This is a genomic window from Gluconobacter sp. P5H9_a (genome assembly GCF_018812085.1).
Taxonomy (GTDB): Bacteria; Pseudomonadota; Alphaproteobacteria; order Acetobacterales; family Acetobacteraceae; genus Gluconobacter.
In genome coordinates, this window is record NZ_JACRVW010000003.1 from 38,309 (window position 1) to 57,853 (window position 19,545).

Below are 19,545 nucleotides of genomic sequence, written 5' to 3' on the forward strand. Positions count from 1 at the left end.
AGTTAAGTTGAGCGTTAAAGTTTCGAGCTGGAAAGTCATCCTGCAGTAGGCTTGCCCTAGCTGTTTCGTAGTCGCTCTCGAAGCGCGGGGTCATGCGCGTAAAGGTAAAGACCTTTCATCCCGCGGGTGAGCAGGACATTCAGCGCATTCAGAATGATGCGTTCTTTTGCCATTTGGGGAGCAACAATTCCGCTTTGCCCCTGAAAGGCAGCACTGTCTTCGTAGTGGGCTGGATCGACGCGGATACTGTCAGTCTGAGCATTATAGGAAAGGGAAGGGCCTAGAATGACACCAGCGTAGTTCAGGTCAAAGCCCTGGATTGTATAGACCGAGCCGACTTCGTCGATTGTGTCGGGGCGTTCGGCCCATGGGAGTTTTTCGTCAGGTTTGGAGCGATCCCATCTCAGGCGGAAACGTCCTTCCTCGATGAAGTGGTCTTCTCCATCCAGCCGATAAGGGTAGTCGTAAGTGGAGAGCAGTCGGCATAGGCCGACTTCGTTATTCCGCTCTTTCAGATCATCGTAAAGCTGGGCGCAGTCGTCATAAACGCGCAGATCAAAGTCTGGGTCTTGAGGGCGCTTTCCGATGTGTCCTTCTGCAAGTTGGTCCAGCCAATGCCGAACTTCTGGACTCGCCTCGACGCGAAACTGCGTGGTTAAGTGCAAGGTCTTGGTTGCTCGGCCCGTTTTGAAACGGTCCAGTAGATCCGCAGACCAATGACTCTTGAATTTCAGCGCCTGTAACGGGTCAAACACCACGACGACTACGCGGGCCAACGCCAGAATTTCTTCGAGATGGTTCTGTTGCTGGAAATGATTGTATCGGTCAGCTCGGGTGAGAAGCAGATGGGCTTCATCGACCAGAACAATGTCTGCCTTCTGATTGGCTTTGTGCAGGCGGTTGATGAACGTCGTAGGTCTGTCGAAATCGGCCTTGCGAAGAATTGGCGTCTCAGCGGCGACATTACGGTAAAGCTTCAGCATTTCCGGATGATTGACCAGCAGCATATTGCGTGTGCCCGTCAGGGGATCATCTGGGTTTTTCGACCGTGCCCGTGTTTGAATTGCGTTGAAAATTGCGTTGAGGACAACGCTCTTCCCTGTGCCGGCAGCGCCTTCAATAATGAGGAGCGCGCTCTGATCTGACAGATGCGCGGAGCAGAAAGAGAGGACCTTGTTTAAAAGATCCTTCTGCTCAGCGGACAAGTGACGCGACAGGGAAAATTTTGTGATGGCGGCGTTTGTTTGCGTTGAGGAGGCCTTCTCAGTCTGCGGCAACATCGGCCACCTTGGCATCGGTGATACGCTGAGCATCCGCCGGGGAAATGCGCACCACGAACCCTTGATGACCAGCGTTGATGTAGACGGCTTCCTGTCCCATGGCGTCCTGAGACAGGACAACGGGAATAGATGTGGTCTGGCCGAAGGGGCTTGTCCCGCCGGATTGATAGCCTGTCAGTTCATGGGCCTTTTCCGGATTCATCATTCTTGCGTTCCGGCCCCCGAATAAGGCTGCGACCTTCTTCAAATTCAGCTTCTGATGAGCAGGGGCCACGACACAGGCTGGCTGTTTCTTGTCAATTTCAACAACGAGCGTTTTGAGCACACTGCCTGGATCAGCGCCGATGGCATCGGCCGCCTGCATACCGATCAGGCCGCCATTCGGATTGTATTCGTAGTCATGCAGACTGAAAGGCACGCCCTGTTTTTCAAGAAAAAGAGTGGCGCTGGTTTCTCGGCTCATGTGTGGTCCCCTGTCTGGCCGCGAAGCACCTTGCAGGAGCCGTCGAAGGGGGCACGATCAGTCGATAAACATGTCCGGTCGGCGGCTGAAGCGGGTAGGCGCTTCCATGTCGGGCGCCCTCACGAAAAAGAGAGCCCGACATGCTGTATGAACCCTTCAGCAAGACTTCGCAATATTGTGCCAGTCACGGGGGGAAAAGGTCAGTTCAGGGCGTCTGCGCGCCGAATTTGTCCCAGTGTTGTAGCAGTTCATGAATGATGCGGGACCCTACGCGGTACCCATTGTCCAACGCCACTTTTTCTCCATCGTAGCCGCTGTTCATGGACTGAACGGCTGTCATGCCATGGGGCTGCTCGGTGTAATTGGACGCACTGCGCAGGACCAGAACACGGTTGCTGTCCACGCGGCCTGCCTGCCCAAGGCGTGTCAGGGCTTCGAGAATGCCAGAATCTTCCATGTCACTGGAGACAAAATGGCTCTTACCCTGGGTGAGAAGGTGTACCCAGTCCCGTGCAAAACCGGTCATGATCTTGCCGTGCCAGAAGGTGTCTGAGCCGAAGTCTCCACCGGTCACAACGGCTGGGTGACCAGCAGCGACGTCGGTAGGTTTGTAGAGCTTGCGCTGGGCTTCGAGCTGCGGCGGATCAGATAGTGTGACGGTCTGGGTCAAGTCATAGGCCCAATGCACCAGAGAGGGATTCAACTGGAAGGCATTGTTGTGCTGAATGCTGCCATCAGGCGCGTCTCCGCCCGATAGAGCATACTGGTTCGGCTTCTGAGCCGTGATCATGAAGTAGCCGTATGGCCACTCCTTCGGAGCTTCCCGCTTGTCGATATAACGCGTGATATCCCCGACCACGTAATCCGCGATTGACACCGAACCGACGGACGCAACTGCGGGATCAAAGCCGGAAATGCCGTCCACCATCCAGTAGGCATGACGCAGATCGAATCTTGGATCCGTTGCGAGGGCCATGACGGATGTCGTGGCTGGAGCAATCGGAGTCCCTGTTACCACGACCAGCAGATGGTGTTGCGCATCCGTGTAGATCGGATGAATCCCCAGCGGGAATGGGACCTGCTCTGTCAGGTGCTCTCCTTCGATCCAGGGTTGAAATTCGCCTGCACGATCCCCGGTATCTTGGCCAATTTCGTATGTTGTGAGCACGACGGCCCGGATATCCCAGGGTTTTTGTTTGGCTTCCGCTGGCGTTGTTGCGAGTGCCATGGAGGCCAGGCAACCCAAGGAAAGAGTACGTGGCATGATTTGTTGCACAAAAGAGATAAGTTTCATGTATTCCTACCCTCGTTCCGCTCTCATAATGAGGACACCATACAGGAAAGATATCGAAAAGAAATATTCATCCTTGGTGAGTGTTCTATTATAGGCAACGGAATGATGCCCTTTATAGGTATGGTAATATTTTAAAATATAGATTGGAATATTTAATAATTTACCTCTGTATAAATTACTAACTTAAAATACAAAATGCGCATATGTGTGCTTTAAAAGACACACGAGGCGAAAAACCAGAATAAATTTTAAAATATAGGTTCGGGAAGTTCTTCGTCTAACTTGTTTTGCTTGGCGTTATGAATATTTTCTGCGCTGCAAACGACATATCTAGGATCGCGTGAAGATGAATTTTGGTGCCAGACGTCTCACACTGCTGACAGCAACTGTGCTGGCCGGAGTATTTTGTGATGCAGCAGCCTATGCTGCGGTCTCACAGGCTCGGGGTAAGCATGCTGCGCCAGTTCATCCTCATGCGGCCCCCATCCATCATCGCACTGCTGTTGATGCCAAGGATGCGGAAGCGATTTCCGTCCATGTTTCCCGTCAGGCGCTGAATGGCGGCGGGGGGATGATGCGCCACGAAATGGCATCGCACTCCGTTCAGACCGTCACGCGTCAGTATATTGAGATGCAGAGTCCGGCCAGCACTGCGCTGGACATGATCAAGAACCTGCCCAGCGTCACGGTTTCGACTGTTGATAGCTCTGGCATTCTTGGCGGCAAGATCAACAGCCGCAGCCTGACTGATTCAGACATGGGTATCCTGTTGAATGGCGTGCCTGTCGCGACGGCGTATTATCTGAACCAGAACGTCGACACTGAAAACGTCAACATGATCTCCGTCACGCCGGGATCGTCTGCCATTGATCTGCCAGTAACGTCCGCCGCCGCTGGTATTATGGACTCCCAGACCATGACGCCGTCCCATAAGTTCGGCGGCCTGATGGACTTCTCTTACGGGACGAACAACATGTCCCGTGAGTTCCTCCGCGTTGAGAGCGGTGACATCGGCAATTCCGGCATCCGCACGTTTGCGTCCTTCTCCCATACACATGCCCGGAACTGGAATGGGCCAGGAACGAACGAGCGTCGCCATCTCGATTTCGGTGCCGCGAAGGACTTTGAGGACGGCTCTTCCGTTAACCTCTTTGTCTCATGGAACCACCAGTTCACGATGGAGCCGCTCAAGCCGACGGCAAAGCAGTTCCATGACAAGAAAGACGGGATCGGGACGTATAACTACTCATCCACCTATGATCCGTCGAACCCGTCAAAATACGGCATGCTGAACGGCAATATGTGGGATCAGGTGTTTGTGACGCTACCTGTCCACATTCATCTGCCGGCTAAGTTCTCTTTCGATTTCAAGCCGTATTACGTCTACAACGGTGGCTACACCTATAACGGAAGCCTCTTTAACGGGGCTGGTCGCAATGCGACCATTGGCCAAGGTGGAACACCCGTTTCCGGCAGTGTGCCTGCGGCTTCCTACTACAGCGTTTATCGCCCGCACGCCGGAACAGTGGCGAAGCTGAACTATGACCCGGTGAGCTGGGACCATATGGAGCTGGGGTACTGGTTCGATTATCAGGATAACCAGGTTAACAACATGTATTCCGTGTTGCAGACCGATGGCTCACAGCACTTCCCGTATAACACCTCCAAGGGGCTGTACGTGAATGGAACGCGCTATATGCCGTACCAGGGGGATGCCGGCTGGAAGATCCATTCGCTGTTCTTCCAGAATACGGCCAAGTTCCTGCATGATCGCCTGACCCTGAATGGCGGCATCAAGGTCGCCATGATCAATCGCTGGACGGTCAATGGTGCATCGTCAACGCCGCGCAGCGAGCAGAACCAGGTTGTGCCTTTGCCACAGGTTGGCATCAGCTATCGGATTGATCAGCACAATCTGATCTATGTGAATGCCGAAGGCGACTTCCGCATGCCGGACCCGGGATCGCTTGGTCAGGTCTATGATGCACAGACGGGTGGTTATGTCGGCAATCCGTACAATCCAAAGCCGCAGTATTCCATCAAGGAAGAACTCGGCTGGCGCTTCGACAATGACTACTTCATGACGGACCTGGAGCTGTTCAACTACTCCATCACCAACCGTCTGCTGTCCACAAGCGTTTACATCAACAATCAGGCCATCAGCTCTACCATCAATGCCGGTAATCAGACCGCACGTGGTGTGGACTTCATGATCTCGGCACATCCGTGGCACCATCTCAGTCCGTATGTCTCCGTCGAGTATCTAAACGCGACGATGGATTCCAATATCCTCACGACGGGCACCCTGAATGGCCGGACGGTCAGCGATCTGCTGCCGACCAAGGGTAAGACGGCCGTTCAGTCCCCGCATGTGCATGCGAGTGCGGGCCTGACGTATGATGACGGTCATTTCTTTGCCAATGGCAGCGTAAGCTACGTATCGTCCCAGTATTCGACGTTCATGAATGACGAGAAAATCCCAGGGTATCTGACGGATAATCTGTCACTGGGTTATCGATTCAACTCCTATGGCCGGTTCAAGGCACCGAAATTCCAGCTGAATTTCAGCAATCTGGGCGGTGATTTCGTCCGGACTGGCGCCTACAGCCTCGTGTCCAATGCCAAGGCAGCCAAGGGTGTTTATGGCAGCACGATCAGTGCCAGCGGAACGCCAACCTACTACCTCTATCCGCGCTTCAGCGTGACGGGGAACATCTCCGTCGGCTTCTGATCCGGCGGTGGGATTGTTCTGAGAAAGTGGCGGCTCTTCCTGAAAATAGGGAGGGCCGTTTTTTTTTGTGCTGTGAGGATGACAACATGGATGTTGAACGCTAGCATTTCAACAACGGCAATGGATTCTGCCTGACTATACTGGTCGAACCGCTCTCCTCCGCGAGATGCTGATGATTCCTGTCAAACTCGCTTCTCTAGAAGCATGACAGGAGAATTGCGTCCGATGCCTGCTTTCCATAATTCCCCCCGCGTGGCTGTGACGACATTGCGATGGGGTTTTCTGCTTCTGCTGCTGGGCGGAAGTGTCGGATCTGTTTGTGCCCTGTTTCTCTGGTTGCTGGACCAGGCCACGGACATACGGTTTGAGACTCCTTGGCTGATCTTTGGCCTTCCGCTGGCCGGCGTGGGCGTTGCGCTACTGTATCAGTGGTTTGGCGGGAAATCAGCCGCAGGCAATAACCTGATTATCGACGAAATTCATAAGCCGGGCGGTGGCGTCCCTTTCCGCATGGCGCCTTTGGTTTTGTTTGGAACGGTTGTCAGTCATCTTTTCGGCGCATCTGTCGGTCGGGAAGGAACGGCCGTTCAGATCGGAGGAAGCTTTGCTGCTGCAATTGGGCGCCTGTTCCGGCTGCATGTGCAGGACATGCGCCTGTTGCTCATGGCGGGGATTGCCGCAGGTTTTGGTGCCGTTTTCGGAACGCCTGTTGCGGGGGCTGTTTTCGGACTGGAAGTTCTGACGCTCGGCCGGCTTGATTATGCGGCTCTGCTGCCGGTCGCGGTGGCCTCGATTGTCGCAGACTGGACGTGTCATGCGTGGGGTATCCATCATGCCGTTTATCATGTCGGCTTTCGGGGGATCGCGGCGGCAGACGGTTCGATGTTTCACGTCAACGCCATTTTGCTGGTGAAGGTCGGTTTTGCTGCCGTGTGTTTCGGTCTCGCAAGCCGGGCGTTTGCGGACGGTGTTCATCGCCTGGCAGGCGTCTTCCAGCGCCTTTGCCCATCAGCCTGGATACGGCCTGCGATTGGTGGCGTGCTGACGTTGCTTCTGGTCTGGATACTCGGAACGCGGGACTACCTTGGCCTCGGTACTGTCTCACATGTGGAGGGCGGGGCGAGCATTCTGAACTTCTTTGGAGCTGGATATTATCCCTGGAGCTGGCTCTGGAAATTGGTCTTCACTCTTGTCGCATTGGCAACCGGCTTTAAAGGCGGAGAAGTGACGCCCCTCTTTTTCATCGGGGCGGGCTTGGGAAACGCATTGTCCCCTTTTTTGGGTGTGCCGGTTGATCTTCTTGCAGGGGTGGGGTTCGTCGCCGTGTTTGCAGGGGCGGCCAATACACCTCTCGCCTGTACATTCATGGCGGTGGAGCTCTTCGGCGCGACCGATGTGATTTATTACGCGACTGGGTGTTTCATCGCCTATCTCGTGTCCGGCCACACCGGCATCTATCTTTCCCAAAGGATCGGGACGCCCAAACTGGCTCTTTTCTCGAAAGAGCAGGGGCAGTCGCTACGAGATGTCTGCAGTCGTTGATGCTATTTCCGGCGCGGCGGATTTTTCTTGGCGTTCAATGTCGTGCAGAGCAGGGCTGCCAGCAACATTTCTACGCTGAGCAGGCCAAGCCATGTGATGACATCAATGATGGGCGTTTGCGATCCATGGAGCTGAAGCATCAGGCTTAAACCCAGCAGTGCAAAGCCTGTCAGCCTAAGGCCGAGCAGATAGGACGCTGACGTGGCTTTTTTGAAGAAAATTCCGCTGCCACGAGCAGAGCCTGCCGCCATCAACAGAATGGAAATCTGCCCACACAGCAGCGTCGCCCCCATCATGGGGAAAGTCTTCTCTTGCGATAGGTATTGATGGCGGCATAGGCGAACGACCCGGCAAAAAGTGCGGCCGTTACACTTGTCGCGGCGCTGACACTATCACGCCATGGCGCCCCCAATGCCGCTACGGCCAGACATGCCAAAGCGCAGGCAGCCAGAAGTTCGGTCCAGGCTACTTCTGATTTACGAAACAGGGCGAAAATCAGAGCGAGAGCCCAGATGATGAAAACGCACTGAATTTCATGATCTTCCCGTCCCGGAAGGCCAGCCGGGAGAATGCGGTTTGCAAGAAAATAGGATGCAAACGCCAGGGAAAGCCCGGCCAGAACACCGACATTCAGGCGTTCTGTCAGCACGTGTCCGAGATGAGGGTTACTTCTCAGGCGTTTGATCGTCCAGAGGCGCATTCCGCTTCCGATGACGGCAGTCAGCATCAGCCCGCATACAAAATAAAGCCACCGCGTCACACTTGGCGCAAAGCGTGCGACGTGAAGACCATAAAGGAATGTGTAAGCACCAATGAGCGGCCGCTTTTCGACATGCTCGCTGAGAAGATGGCCGTTCGTGCCGTCAAAATTCAGGGTGTGGGATGTCGTACTGACGGTGTTTGTGTTGCCCGATGTGATGGTGATGACTGACGCCTGATCGGTCGGATTGAAGATATAGATCTGTGCGATGCCGGCTTCACCGATGCGTCTTTCTGCATCCTGAAGAATGGGAAGGATGGGCGCGAGATGGCCCGGATGGCCGCTGGGTGGACGGGTATTCAAGGCCGGATTCAGATCTGTGTAAGACGCCATCAGATCATGTTTGTAAATGGCCTGTGTGCTCCATGGGAGAAGCAGGGTCCCCAGCGTAACTGCGCCTGTGAAGGAGATCATGAGGTGGAAGGGCAGGGCCAGAACGCCTAGAAGGTTATGCGCATCCAGCCAGCTTCTCTGTCCTTTTCCCGGACGGAATGTAAAGAAATCCGCGAAGATCCGACGGTGAATAATGACGCCGGAAATCAGGCCGACGACAAGGGCCAGCGCGGCGATGGCGGCGATCAGGCGACCAAACGGGTAGGGGAGTTGAAGCTCGAAATGGAAGCGGTAGAAAAACTCGCCGCCAAAGGTTTGTCGAATGCCGTCAGGGCTGCCGGTTTGTGGGTTAAGTGCTTTCTGCAAATACACGCCTTTGGGGTCAGCCCAGACCCCAAAGGTGAAAGGCTCCTGCTGTGTCGGCGCATTCAGATACCATGCCGGAGATGTCGGGGCATTCTGTGTAAGCCACTCTACGGCGTGGGCGCTTGCTTGAATGGGGGAGATATTGGTTGCGCTCAGTTCTGGCCGCATCCAGACGCTGATTTCCTGCCGGAACACACTGAGCGTTCCAGACAGGGCAATCGCGAAAAGAACCCATCCTGTTATCAGTCCAAGGCCTGTGTGTAGCCAGGCCATGGAGGCGCGAAAATTGCCTTTCATGGCCTCCAGCCCTTCAAAAGAGCCAGTCCTCCCGTGAAGAGTACCGCAAGTAGAGTGCCACCAAACGCTTTGCGACCATCGGTGACACTAAAGCAGGTCATGAACGTAACCGGCCAGACCAGCAGGCCGACAAGGATGCCGGCCATAGCGCAATCTGCGCGTGAGAGGGGAAGCCAGAGGCTTAGGCAGACTCCCCCCAGAGCTGACAATGCGTATCCGCCGGGCAATGCCGCCAGTAAACGCAATGTCAGATGCTGGCGCGCCGGACCGGACTTACCAGGTGTAGCCAACGCTCGCCTGTGCGTTGCGGCGTTCGCCATAATAGCAGAATTCCTGATTGTAAGAGGCGTAAGCAAGGCAGTTCGCCACATAGTTCTTATCAAACAGGTTGCGGACACTGGCAGCAACTGTCCAGCCATGCAGTCTGTGGGACAGGTTGTTGAGATCGTAGCGGATGGATCCGTCAAAGAGCGCATACTGCGGGATCCAGACGCTGCCATAGGATGCTTCGCCACCATAGGTCTTGGCAGAATATCGCATACCGCCGCCAAAGCCGAAGCCCTTCAGAGGGCCGGATGGCATCGTGTAGAAAACAAACAGCGAGGAATTCCCCTTGCCCGATTGCATCAGGGGCTTGCCGGTTGAATCGTCATGGACTTTCTGGAAGCTGACGGATGCTGTGACCATAAGGTTCTTGTATGGCTCAGCATGTGCTTCGAACTCGAAACCATCTGAATGAACCAGACCACTGGCGGTGCTGTAACCCGTATTCCCGACACCAACCAGAACGTTGGTTTGTTCGATGTGAAAACCGGTTGCTGTCAGCAGGATGCTGGTTCCCGGAACCTGATATTTCACACCGCCTTCAAGTTGCTTGCCGAGAGACGGGGCAGCCTGATGCATGGTCTTTCCGCCATCGCTGGACACGGCGCCAGACTGTGGTTGGAAAGATGTCGAATAGCTGATGTACGGCGCGAGGCCGAAATCAAAATGATAGAGGCCGGAGGCGCGCCACGTAATCTGGCTGGGGCTCTGACGGCTGTCTGAATTGTAATTGGATTCGACCTGATGGGAGCGATACCAGTCGTTGCGGATGCTACCTGTCAGGATCAGGCGGTCCCAGCGGATTTCATCCTGCCCATAGGCGCCCACCTGATGCGAGTCCGTTCGATAGTTGACCCATGGAGACATGGGGGCAATAGCCATCTGGTAGTCTGGATGAAACACGTTCAGGTCAGGCGCTGCGCCGTAATATCCAACTTCAGTCGCGCTCTGCTGCATATAGTCAAAGCCGAACATCAGCGTGTGGTGCAGTGGGCCTGTACGGACTTTGCCTTTGAACTGGCTGTCAAATGCCAGGTTGTGGGTGTGCTCGTATGTCTCGATTGCTGAGCGGGCCAGCGTATCGTCGTTGACGTAATACCCCATGTCATAGACGCTGCGGTATTGGGTCTTCACATCGTCATAACGGCCGCGAGACGTGAAGCTCCAGTCATTATTGAATGTATGATTGAAGATGTAGGTAATGGCACCCTGACGACGGTTGTACTTTTCGAAAGACGAATCACCGTCATAGAAATTTCTGGGCAGATAGCCGTATGGCGCCCGCTTGAGCGATCCCACCAAGGGAACGCCACCATAAGTTCCATTGGTGGGGTCGTACTGATAATTACCAAGCAACGTGAGTGTTGTTGGTCCATTTCCGCCGAAAGTCACCGATGGGCTAATGGAGAAGCGTCGGCTTCCGGTGTGCGTTAACTGTGTATGCTGCCCATTGACGGTGCCATAGACCCGGTACCGGACAAGCCCATTGTCTGTTGCATACCCGCCGACATCCGCATCAACGCGATAAAGATCGAACATGCCTCCTGTTGCATTGACCCCGCCGTAGAAGCGCTGGTCTGTTGGCAACTTGCTGGAGAGGGCCGTCAGGCCGCCGGGGCTGGATTGGCCATAAAGTGCAGAGGCGGGGCCTTTGAGAATTTCAACCCGATCAAGACGCGATGTGTCGGTCTGCGCAACGGCGTACCCTGTGGGGCTGTCCTGTAGTTTCAATCCATCCAGAAAGGTTGGGACAGAGAAGCCGCGGAGAGCGAACAGATCGTAACGCGTGCCAACCGCACCGCCGCGCTGGTCCGCAGTGACACCGGCTGTGTAGCGGACGGCTTGATTGAGGTTCAGAACGCCCCGAACGTCCATCTCATTGCGTGTAATGACCGTAACAGACTGGGCCGTCTCGATCAGGGGAGTATCCGACTTCGTTGCAGACGTCGCCACCGTCGCCATTCTGCGTGCCCGGACAGAAATATGTTCCATTTTAGCAGGCGTGGACGTGGTTTTTCTGTTCGTATGGTGTTCTGGAGTGGCTGTCTGGTCAGCAGCGTGAGCATGGCTGAAAACAAGGCATAAACCGGCAATGGCGGGGGTCATTCTGGAATTGCTGGGCACGGATCTCACGCGGTGGCTGGGTGAAAGAAGCGGGACTATCATTCAAATGATAATTATTCGCAATAAGAATTTTTGAAAAAGATTATGACGGTTGAAAATTTTAGGGCTGGTGCGGTGATGCTGATAATTTCTGTGTAGAAATTATTTTTTATTTTCGTGTAGGGTAGATACCAATAAAACTTAAGAAATTAAAAAATAAAAATAACTGAATATTTGTTATTAAACTCTATGTTTATTTCTCATTTTTGGACAATTTTTTTAAAATAACATCATGCAGTTCTGCGGGCGTTATCGTGCAGGCAGTTGCGGGGGCTGCTGCCTTTTCGATGTTATAGGTGAGAGAAATGAAGGGTGTTGATCGTACCGGGGAAGGGTGAACGTATCCGGGGATTGAAGGGCGATGGTCACCAAAAAAGATCAGATGTGCGGGACGGCCACATTCTTGTAGGGTACGGTTCAGGCTCTCCAATAAAGCGTCACCATTATGAGCGTGGTGATTCCAGGCTGCGAGCGGGTCTGTCGCATCCAGGCGTCCTGCATCCCAAGGGCCATGATTTTCCATGGTGACGACATAAATCAGTTCCGCCTCATCCGCTGTTAGTATGCGGTTGTGGAGATAGTCCCCCAACGCCTTGTCGCTAATGTAAGGCCCGGATTTTTCAGCGTTCTTGAAATCATCGGGTCCGACTAGCGTCGTGAAACCCAATGCAGGCATCAGACGGTCGCGGCCGTAAAACCGTAGATCATGAGGATGGACAAAAAGTCGTTTTTCATAAAGTGCGGCAAGTCGATTTGGCAGCCCAAATGTTCTTTCATCCTCGGCTGTCAGAAAAGGATCAAATGCACGAAACCCAAGGTCCTTATCACTGCGGCCGCAGAGCACGGCATACTCCGTCCGCATCGTATAAGCACCGAACCCGCTGACGGAGAGTCTTCCATATTCATCAGACGTTTTCTGTAGTCGCTCAAGTGCTTGGAGAGGGGGAAGAAAATGCCCGGGGACAAGATCTGTGGGATCAGCAAATGACTCACACTGTATGATGATTAAAAAGGGAGCAGAGTCTTGGTCTGGCTTGAGTGCCGGGAGTGGAGGCACTGCAGCCGGGGATGGGGTTGCGCGCCATCTTAGTGTGTAGACCATCAATACGGAGAGTAAGCCGTATCGCGTGATATCTGCCTGAAGATTGGGGCAGGGCATGAAGCCGGAGCGCCAATAAAGCTTCCAGTTGGCGCCGACCAATGAAAGGGCGCCCAAAGAGACGGCCAATCCTGCAAGGTGAGGCGCTGGCGTAATGGACGAGAAGGCTATGACGCACCCAATCACAATCATTACCGCAGGAAGAAGGATGATCTTCAGGGAGCTGGGAATTGCTGCCAGGTAAAAACGCGGATAGCGCAAGAAGGAGGCAGCCACTGCGAGATCAGAAAAAACTAATGGCTCACCTAACACTCGAAATTTGATGTTCGAAGCGATCACGACAGCAAGAAATATTGCTCCAGTGAGAACGCAGGCAACCCAGAAGCCGCCCGTCAGGGCAAGTGCCGCACCATAAAAAATTAAGATAATCAGGGTATGGAGTGCGTATCCACGCCAGCCAATGCGAGATGGCCGAGTAAATCTGTCAAATAAGATCGAAAATACGATCGTACAAAGAAGGGAGAGCAGAAAGTTCTTCACAGAAACGACGCAGAAAAAAGATAAATCATGAATTCGAAATCGGCTTCCGGATGTCGCGGGCTTTCAGTTAGAAAGCATATCTATGAGATTTCATCCATCACGCACAGGCTCTACGACTGACTCAGTCTTGCTCAGGCGTCCGCCAAGGAAAGAAAGCCGAGCTTCCGAGTTGGGATGCATCTCTTCATTTTCCGGTGTGACGCCTACATTTTCAGCAGACTTTCTTTTGCAGGACATTCGGTCTGGCCGAATTGGTGGAACGTTCTGGCTGCCCCCGGCAGTAATGTCTTCCGGTCACAAAATCCTTGTCTCATTGCCGCCAGATCCGGATCTGGCATGGGCTTTATGGAGCCATGTCACGGCGCGGGTAAAGGCGAGTACGGTTGTAGTACTGTCTCCACATCTGCATCACGCTGACAGGATCAGAGCCGCAGGTGGGCAGGTCCTGTCGAAGGCTGATCCCCACAGCGTTGTAGAGAAGGTTGAAGAGGTTTGGGCTGCTGGCCGGGATGATGCTGCGCTGCTGGGAGCAATCTATGGCCGGGCAGTAACGCTATGGTCTCCCACAGAAGGCGAGGTGGTATTTTCTGAAGCCATGGCGCTTACGTGGCTGACAGAGTCCGTTTCCTGGCACAGTCCCTTCGATGGCCGCTCAATTGATTTTAGCGAAGCCGTTAGGATCGTGGCTGACGACCGCCGGGCATGGGAGCGCACGAGAGATGTGGCGGTCTGTCTTGGCATGGCGTGGTGGAAGCGCAAACGTATCCGAGAATTTTTCAATATCGGCCGTAATCGGGTCTTTTTCCGGAAGTCGATGTATGGGGCGTTAAAAGAAGCCCAGCGTAGGAAAGGAATAATCGCCGCCTGGTCCAGTCGTATTCCGTTGGGACTGGAGCGGAAGGCAAAAGCTCAAGGCATCGGCATATGCCAGGTTGAAGATGGCTTTCTGCGGTCAGTCGGCCTTGGTAGTGATCTTTTGCCTCCCTGTTCCGTCGTTCTCGATCAGTCGGGTATCTATTTTGATCCCTCCCGACCCAGTGATCTGGAAAAGATCCTGATGAGAACGGCTTTTGACGACAGGCTGCGTGAGCGTGCCCGCCATTTGATTGACACACTCGTCGTGCGGAATGTCTCCAAATACGGGAGTACGGCTGACGTTGGTTCCTTGCTCGCTCGACCGGCAAGCAAGACGGTTATTCTGGTGCCAGGTCAGGTCAGTAATGATTTGTCCATTCAGTTGGGCTGTGGGGACATCAGCGACAACCTCTCCCTCCTCCGTAACGTTCGTGACCGGATGCCCGATGCGTACATTGTTTTCCGTCCCCATCCAGATGTTGACGCAGGTCATCGCCCAGGCGCCGTCAGAGACGATATCGCCCTGCAATATGCAGACGAGATTGCGCGGGGTGGCCCAATGGTGTCTCTGATTGCGCAGGTGGATCAGGTTCACACCATGACATCGCTTGCAGGTTTCGAAGCCTTGCTGCGTGGACGGGCAGTTACGACCTATGGAAATCCGTTCTACGCGGGATGGGGGCTGACATGTGATCTTGCCCCCAGCACGGGCAGGAGAGGGCGAAAACTGCTTTTGGAAGATCTTGTGGCAGGAGCGCTTATTCTTTACCCGCTTTATTTGGATCCGGTCACCCAAACGCCATGTGGACCTGAAGTTCTTGTCGAGAGACTTTCTGATCCAACAATCTGGACTACATCTTTCACTGTGCGTTTACGGCGCTGGCAGGGTCGGCTACGTAGGCGCGGGCAGTATATGCGTATGAGGATCTGGCCGAAATGAAGGCAACGGGCGATAGCCGCTTCGGCAAGGAAAATCTTAAACCTCTGACCACACGGCATTTTCTGTTTCTGCAGGGACTGATGGGGCCGTTCTTTGAGCGCGTTGGAGAGGCTCTCCTGGCGGATGGTTACAAGGTTTCCAAAATTAACTTCAATGGCGGAGACAAGCTCTTCTGGCGCCTTCCCGGGGGGGTGGACTATCGTGGAAGTCTTGAAGACTGGCCCGAATTTCTACGTCACTTCATAGTGCGCCGTGAAATTACGGATGTCGTAATTTTTGGGGACTGTCGGCTGCATCACATGGTTGCAGCGAAGGTTTGTGAAGACCTTCAGGTTCCGATGCATGTCTTTGAAGAAGGTTATCTCAGGCCCGATTGGGTGACCCTTGAACTCGGGGGCGTGAATGGTCACTCACGTCTGCCGCGGGATCCTGAGTACTATCGTGTGGAAGAAAAATTACTTCCTCCCCAGGTTCCCCATAGTCCCGTTCCGTCCTCTTTTCAGCGGCGTGCAGCAGAAGGTATTGCTTACAATACTGCCGATCTTCTGCTCCGTTGGTATTTCCCTCACTGGACAAACCATCGCCCCTGGCACCCTCTGGTCGAGGGGGTAGGCTGGCTGAGACGGTTTTCCCGTCGCAAGGCTGTTGCGGAACGTACAAAGAAAGTCCTGGCCCGGCTTGAGGCCTGCAGGGCTCCTTATATGCTCTTTCCTCTCCAACTGGATGCTGACGCGCAGGTCCGTCTTCATTCAGATTTTAACGGCATGCAGGATGCGATCGAATACGTCATTTCCTCCTTTGCTGCCCACGCTCCAGAAAATATGCGGCTTATCATCAAGCAGCATCCATTGGATAACGGCCTGCGCGATTGGCGTCACATCATTGCGTGTTCTGGCCGTCGGCATGGTGTGCTCGGACGCATTGGCTTCATCGAAGGTGGTGATATTGCATTGCTGGTAAAGAGGGCCGAAGGGGTCATCACCATCAATAGTACGACCGGTACACTGGCTTTGGCAGAAGGCATTCCAGTTATTACGCTGGGGCAGGCCATCTACAATATTGCCGGCATTACATATGAAGGAACGCTCGACGCATTCTGGAAGAAACCAGAAAAGCCGGATATGGAGCTTTTTGCAGCTTTCAGGCGTGTGCTGGTCGAATACTGTCTCGTTGCTGGTGGTTTTTTCTCAGACGAAGCCATGTCCAAGCTTGTCCGGGGTGTTGTAGCGAAATTCGAAAGACACTCGCCTCAACTTTTTCAGACCAGGGCGACCGAAGAGGGACATGAATTCTGGCATGGGATGAGCCGTCCGCTGTTGCGCCTCTCAGAAAAGGTAGCGGACGCAGTAGGGGCGCCTGAGTGAAAGATAAGGCAATAACTCCGTTTCTGCTGGATATTTCACGCCTTCTTTCCCGCTCGAGCGCAAATGTACCAACAGGTATTGATCGGGTCGAGTTGGCCTATGCGCGATATCTGCTGTCCCATGCGCCCGAACAAACGCGGTTTTGTGCCATGCATCCCATCGGTGTGATGGGAATGATTGACGGCACAGTGGCGAGGCGGTTCATAAAGGCGCTGGAAGTCCAGTGGGGGCAGTCCGTGTCTGGCCGATCGGCCGCACCGTTGCGCGGTGTGATTAATCGCGGCCTGTTCTGGCGCAGACCTCGGGCACTGCCGCCTGAAACGGTGTACCTCAACGTTTCCCATCATCATCTGACGCGTCCCAGGGTGGTGGATGCCTTTCTGAGGCAAACGGGCGCGCGTTTTGTCGTGATGATTCACGATCTCATTCCAATAGACTATCCGGAATATTCCCGTCCAAGAGAACCCGCTCGGCACGAGGTCCGCCTTGAAACGGTCGCGCGCTATGCAGACGCCATTATTGTACCATCGCATTATGTGAGGGAATCCGTTTGCCGGCATCTGGCTGCAAAGTCAGCCAATATTCCTGTTTATGCTGTTCCTCATGGCGTAGATGCTCCTCACCAGCTTTCACATAATGCAGAACTGAATGCCTCACTGCGTACTCAGTTGGCGGGGCGCCCCTATTTTGTTTGCTTGGGTACCATTGAGCCCCGTAAGAACCATCTTCTTTTGCTAAATGTCTGGCGCCGTCTTGTAGAGCGGGACCCGTCTTTAGCGCCTGTGATGGTAATTGTAGGAAAGCGTGGTTGGGAGAATGAGAATATTCTCGATCTTCTAGATCGTGCGCCTGCTCTCAAAGGGCACGTCATTGAGTGTCAGTCTCTGGCTGATACAGAGGTGCAAACTCTATTGAAGGGCAGTTCAGGGTTATTGTTCCCCTCTTTTGTCGAGGGCTTTGGTTTGCCGCTTGCAGAAGCCTTGTCGCTGGGAGTGCCTGCTCTCTGTGCCGATATTCCCGTTTTGCGAGAAGTTGGCGGAAAGGCTGCTCGTTATCTCGATCCTCTGGACGGTCCAGCATGGATGGATGCAATTATGCGCTATGCTGCTTTGGGATCGGACCGACAGAAACATACTTTGCAGACCGAAAATTTTTCCGCTCTTTCCTGGGACGAGAGCGTGGCTCAGGCACTAAAGCAGATAAAATGATCAGGTTGTGGTGATGCCAAACCTGATCTCGATTTTGATTGCGATGAAATTAAGGAACCGACAGTTATCTGCGCATGATCTTACCGAACATTTTCGTTCGACAAAAAGCATCATCCGGTCAGTAATTGTTGATAAAAATTTTTCATGCGCAGCACGTATGGGTCGATAGCAAACGCCTGTGCGCGTTCCTGCCCTGACGATGAAAGTTCCAGGGAGAGAGCATCGTCATAATCGAGCTTTGTAAGGCCTTCGGTCAACGCTTCTGTACTTGTACTGTCCACCAGAAATGCCGCAGTCCCGGCAATTTCCTCTGTTGCATGCCCAAGGCTGGTTAAAACTGGCGTGCCTAATGCCATAGCTTCCAAAATGGGTAGGCCGAACCCTTCCGCCAAGGAAGGGAAGGTGACACATCGTGCTTCCCTGATCGCGCGGACCAAGGCTGGTCTACTGCACCAGGGAAGGATGTGAACACGCTCGGGAGTCGGGTGGTGCGCAAGAGCTTGAAGTTCTTCGGCTCCTCCAAACCCTAAACCTCCGATCAGGATTAACGGGCGCATCGTTCCTGAACGGCCATGTGCCTTGATCAGGCGTCCAATGTTTTTGCGACGTTCAATTGTTCCGAAGTAGAGAAATCCATCTTTCGGACAAGGTGCTTCGACGGTCAGAGACGCCGTCATGAGATCTGTCGCAAAAGAAACAGATTGGGAAAGCATGCTGACTTTTTGGGGCGGTAATTCGAAGAAGCTGATCAGATCTTGCCTGACTGCTTCCGAAACCGTGACGATAGCATCTGCATTGTCGCACCAAAATTTCAGGCGTCTATGGAGTCGCTTGGTCGGTGTGTCGCTAAATTCTGGATGGAGCAGCGGAATAATGTCGTGGATCGTCACGACATTAGGAATACCGTGCCATCGTATGGGAACTGGATAGGTCCAGTGCATCAGGTCCGGCGGTGTATCGGCTTTTATGGAAATGGGGGTGTGAAAGGTGCGGTCTCTTATTTCAGCGACACGATAAAGGTCATGGCCCACATAACCGTCAGAAGTCGGTTGAACGTGATGAGTGGAGTGGGCACTCCGGAAAAAACGTCTGATTTTTTTTGGAAAGCTATGGGGACGGGTATGGTTGGCCATATCGTCGTGCAGCCATGCCGGGGTGATGCCTACATCGCTGTAGGCTTCTCCCAAAGTTGCGGCGTATGTTGCAACACCCGTGCCTCCGGAGCGGCCCGTATTACGGGTATCAAGTCCAATCCGCATAGGCTTCAGGAAGAACGCCCGGTCTTTGTGTGGAAAACACGGTCCCAAATATCATTGCTGACAGCGAAATTCTTTTCCGGTGCAGCGTAATGATGGATGAGGTGATGGCGACGAAGCTTTCGCAGGATACCGCGTTTTGGGCGATATTGATGGCAGGCATAATGAACAAGATCGTAGGCTATGTAGCCAGCGAGAAAGCCGAGAAAAAATGTTGTGCCCTTATGGCCGCCTAAAACATGCGCCAGGCCCCAAAGCAAACCACCGAGTGGCAAAGTAACGGAGAGGGGCATCATGTTGCGGAGCTTCTCTCCAGGCTCTTCATGATGATTGCCGTGGATCAGGAAGATGAACCGTTGGCCGATTTCATGAGAAAGGTTGAGATGGAAGAGGAAGCGGTGTCCGATGTATTCAAAAAAAGACCAGAAGATAAGGCCCGCAAGAAAAAGCGCTACAAATGGGACCGGCGGCATCGGCATGCAGTCCATGCAGACAAGGGAAAAGATGACGACCCATACGGGGACGAAAACTGACAACGGCATATATGTGAGCCGTTCCAGCCAATCATTTCTGAAAAGCCTCAATGACACTCGGCAGAATTCCCCTGAAACCCTTGTTTTCTGTGCTGAATTCCCTCGTGTTTTCGGAAAACAGAACTAGTTGATCTATGCGATCATATCGATGTTCTCAAGACACGCATAGTAATGTTTGAGCTTTGAAGTGAGGGGCG

The 19,545-nt window shown here is 53.6% G+C and carries 16 protein-coding genes and 1 riboswitch; of the genes, 6 read left to right on the plus strand and 10 right to left on the minus strand.

The genetic code is table 11. The features are described from left to right. Window positions 1-56 precede the first annotated feature (56 nt). From KP708_RS04325 to KP708_RS04335, 3 genes are all read right to left on the minus strand, one after another. Window positions 57-1,280 (minus strand): DUF2075 domain-containing protein, encoded by a 1,224-nt coding sequence (locus KP708_RS04325; protein WP_215750577.1) that lies wholly within the window; start codon window positions 1,278-1,280, stop codon window positions 57-59. Beyond that, window positions 1,264-1,743: a Cys-tRNA(Pro) deacylase gene (gene ybaK, locus KP708_RS04330; RefSeq protein WP_202207794.1), complete on the minus strand. Its 480-nt coding sequence runs from the start codon at window positions 1,741-1,743 to the stop codon at window positions 1,264-1,266. Before ybaK ends, KP708_RS04325 begins: the two co-directional genes overlap by 17 nt. 205 nt (window positions 1,744-1,948) lie before the next feature. Continuing rightward, window positions 1,949-3,007 (minus strand): purine nucleoside permease, encoded by a 1,059-nt coding sequence (locus KP708_RS04335; RefSeq protein WP_202207793.1) that lies wholly within the window; start codon window positions 3,005-3,007, stop codon window positions 1,949-1,951. Between the two features lie 376 nt (window positions 3,008-3,383). On the opposite strand from KP708_RS04335, the gene KP708_RS04340 reads away from it, so the two are divergent. After that, complete coding sequence (locus tag KP708_RS04340; protein WP_215750788.1) at window positions 3,384-5,768, plus strand: TonB-dependent receptor; 2,385 nt, start codon at window positions 3,384-3,386, stop codon at window positions 5,766-5,768. Between the two features lie 107 nt (window positions 5,769-5,875). Then, a riboswitch (Fluoride riboswitch) is annotated at window positions 5,876-5,957 on the plus strand. Window positions 5,958-5,993: 36 nt separating this feature from the next. Beyond that, complete coding sequence (locus KP708_RS04345; RefSeq protein WP_252347450.1) at window positions 5,994-7,310, plus strand: voltage-gated chloride channel family protein; 1,317 nt, start codon at window positions 5,994-5,996, stop codon at window positions 7,308-7,310. 2 nt (window positions 7,311-7,312) lie between these two features. Here KP708_RS04345 and KP708_RS04350 read toward each other — a convergent pair whose 3' ends face one another. The 5 genes from KP708_RS04350 to KP708_RS04370 all read right to left on the minus strand — a co-directional run bounded on the left by KP708_RS04350 (window position 7,313) and on the right by KP708_RS04370 (window position 12,928). After that, entirely contained in the window at window positions 7,313-7,606 is a 294-nt protein-coding gene (locus KP708_RS04350; RefSeq protein ID WP_233126172.1) for a hypothetical protein, read from the minus strand. After that, entirely contained in the window at window positions 7,603-9,066 is a 1,464-nt protein-coding gene (locus tag KP708_RS04355) for a PepSY domain-containing protein (protein ID WP_215750579.1), read from the minus strand. Before KP708_RS04355 ends, KP708_RS04350 begins: the two co-directional genes overlap by 4 nt. Further along, window positions 9,063-9,386 carry a hypothetical protein gene (locus KP708_RS04360; RefSeq protein WP_252347451.1) on the minus strand — a complete coding sequence of 108 codons (324 nt, stop codon included), beginning with the start codon at window positions 9,384-9,386 and terminating at the stop codon, window positions 9,063-9,065. The genes KP708_RS04355 and KP708_RS04360 overlap by 4 nt, the downstream gene beginning before the upstream one ends. Further along, the gene (locus KP708_RS04365; RefSeq protein ID WP_215750580.1) at window positions 9,340-11,496 is read right to left on the minus strand and encodes a TonB-dependent siderophore receptor; all 2,157 of its coding nucleotides are present in this window, start codon (window positions 11,494-11,496) and stop codon (window positions 9,340-9,342) included. The genes KP708_RS04360 and KP708_RS04365 overlap by 47 nt, the downstream gene beginning before the upstream one ends. 250 nt (window positions 11,497-11,746) lie before the next feature. Then, window positions 11,747-12,928 (minus strand): LTA synthase family protein, encoded by a 1,182-nt coding sequence (locus KP708_RS04370; protein WP_215750581.1) that lies wholly within the window; start codon window positions 12,926-12,928, stop codon window positions 11,747-11,749. Window positions 12,929-13,418: 490 nt separating this feature from the next. On the opposite strand from KP708_RS04370, the gene KP708_RS04375 reads away from it, so the two are divergent. Genes KP708_RS04375 through KP708_RS04385 form a run of 3 tightly spaced genes read left to right on the plus strand, consistent with a single transcriptional unit; the run spans window position 13,419 to window position 17,559 of the window. Beyond that, window positions 13,419-14,987, plus strand: coding sequence for a hypothetical protein (locus tag KP708_RS04375; RefSeq protein ID WP_215750582.1), 1,569 nt, complete (start codon window positions 13,419-13,421; stop codon window positions 14,985-14,987). Next, window positions 14,984-16,351: a capsule biosynthesis protein gene (locus KP708_RS04380; RefSeq protein WP_215750583.1), complete on the plus strand. Its 1,368-nt coding sequence runs from the start codon at window positions 14,984-14,986 to the stop codon at window positions 16,349-16,351. The genes KP708_RS04375 and KP708_RS04380 overlap by 4 nt, the downstream gene beginning before the upstream one ends. Continuing rightward, a complete protein-coding gene (locus KP708_RS04385) occupies window positions 16,348-17,559 on the plus strand; it encodes a glycosyltransferase family 1 protein (protein WP_215750584.1) in 1,212 nt (403 codons plus the stop codon). Before KP708_RS04380 ends, KP708_RS04385 begins: the two co-directional genes overlap by 4 nt. Before the next feature lie 110 nt (window positions 17,560-17,669). Here the strand turns inward: KP708_RS04385 and KP708_RS04390 are convergent, their stop codons facing one another. Further along, on the minus strand, window positions 17,670-18,818 hold the full coding sequence (locus KP708_RS04390; protein WP_215750585.1) for a glycosyltransferase family 1 protein: 1,149 nt from the start codon (window positions 18,816-18,818) through the stop codon (window positions 17,670-17,672). A 5-nt stretch (window positions 18,819-18,823) separates the two neighbouring features. Next, window positions 18,824-19,222, minus strand: a complete 399-nt coding sequence (locus tag KP708_RS04395) for a sterol desaturase family protein (protein WP_371822760.1) — start codon at window positions 19,220-19,222, stop codon at window positions 18,824-18,826. On the opposite strand from KP708_RS04395, the gene KP708_RS16010 reads away from it, so the two are divergent. Then, window positions 19,139-19,348, plus strand: coding sequence for a hypothetical protein (locus KP708_RS16010; protein ID WP_371822762.1), 210 nt, complete (start codon window positions 19,139-19,141; stop codon window positions 19,346-19,348). The genes KP708_RS04395 and KP708_RS16010 overlap by 84 nt on opposite strands. The last annotated feature ends 197 nt before the right edge of the window (window positions 19,349-19,545 follow it).

Bases quoted from the DNA above. Each gene is read 5' to 3' on its own strand.
- KP708_RS04325 (WP_215750577.1), bottom strand. From the start codon at position 1,280: ATGTTGCCGCAGACTGAGAAGGCCTCCTCAACGCAAACAAACGCCGCC.
- ybaK (WP_202207794.1), bottom strand. From the start codon at position 1,743: ATGAGCCGAGAAACCAGCGCCACTCTTTTTCTTGAAAAACAGGGCGTG.
- KP708_RS04335 (WP_202207793.1), bottom strand. From the start codon at position 3,007: ATGCCACGTACTCTTTCCTTGGGTTGCCTGGCCTCCATGGCACTCGCA.
- KP708_RS04340 (WP_215750788.1), top strand. From the start codon at position 3,384: ATGAATTTTGGTGCCAGACGTCTCACACTGCTGACAGCAACTGTGCTG.
- KP708_RS04345 (WP_252347450.1), top strand. From the start codon at position 5,994: ATGCCTGCTTTCCATAATTCCCCCCGCGTGGCTGTGACGACATTGCGA.
- KP708_RS04350 (WP_233126172.1), bottom strand. From the start codon at position 7,606: ATGATGGGGGCGACGCTGCTGTGTGGGCAGATTTCCATTCTGTTGATG.
- KP708_RS04355 (WP_215750579.1), bottom strand. From the start codon at position 9,066: ATGAAAGGCAATTTTCGCGCCTCCATGGCCTGGCTACACACAGGCCTT.
- KP708_RS04360 (WP_252347451.1), bottom strand. From the start codon at position 9,386: ATGGCGAACGCCGCAACGCACAGGCGAGCGTTGGCTACACCTGGTAAG.
- KP708_RS04365 (WP_215750580.1), bottom strand. From the start codon at position 11,496: ATGACCCCCGCCATTGCCGGTTTATGCCTTGTTTTCAGCCATGCTCAC.
- KP708_RS04380 (WP_215750583.1), top strand. From the start codon at position 14,984: ATGAAGGCAACGGGCGATAGCCGCTTCGGCAAGGAAAATCTTAAACCT.
- KP708_RS04390 (WP_215750585.1), bottom strand. From the start codon at position 18,818: ATGCGGATTGGACTTGATACCCGTAATACGGGCCGCTCCGGAGGCACG.
- KP708_RS16010 (WP_371822762.1), top strand. From the start codon at position 19,139: ATGATGATTGCCGTGGATCAGGAAGATGAACCGTTGGCCGATTTCATG.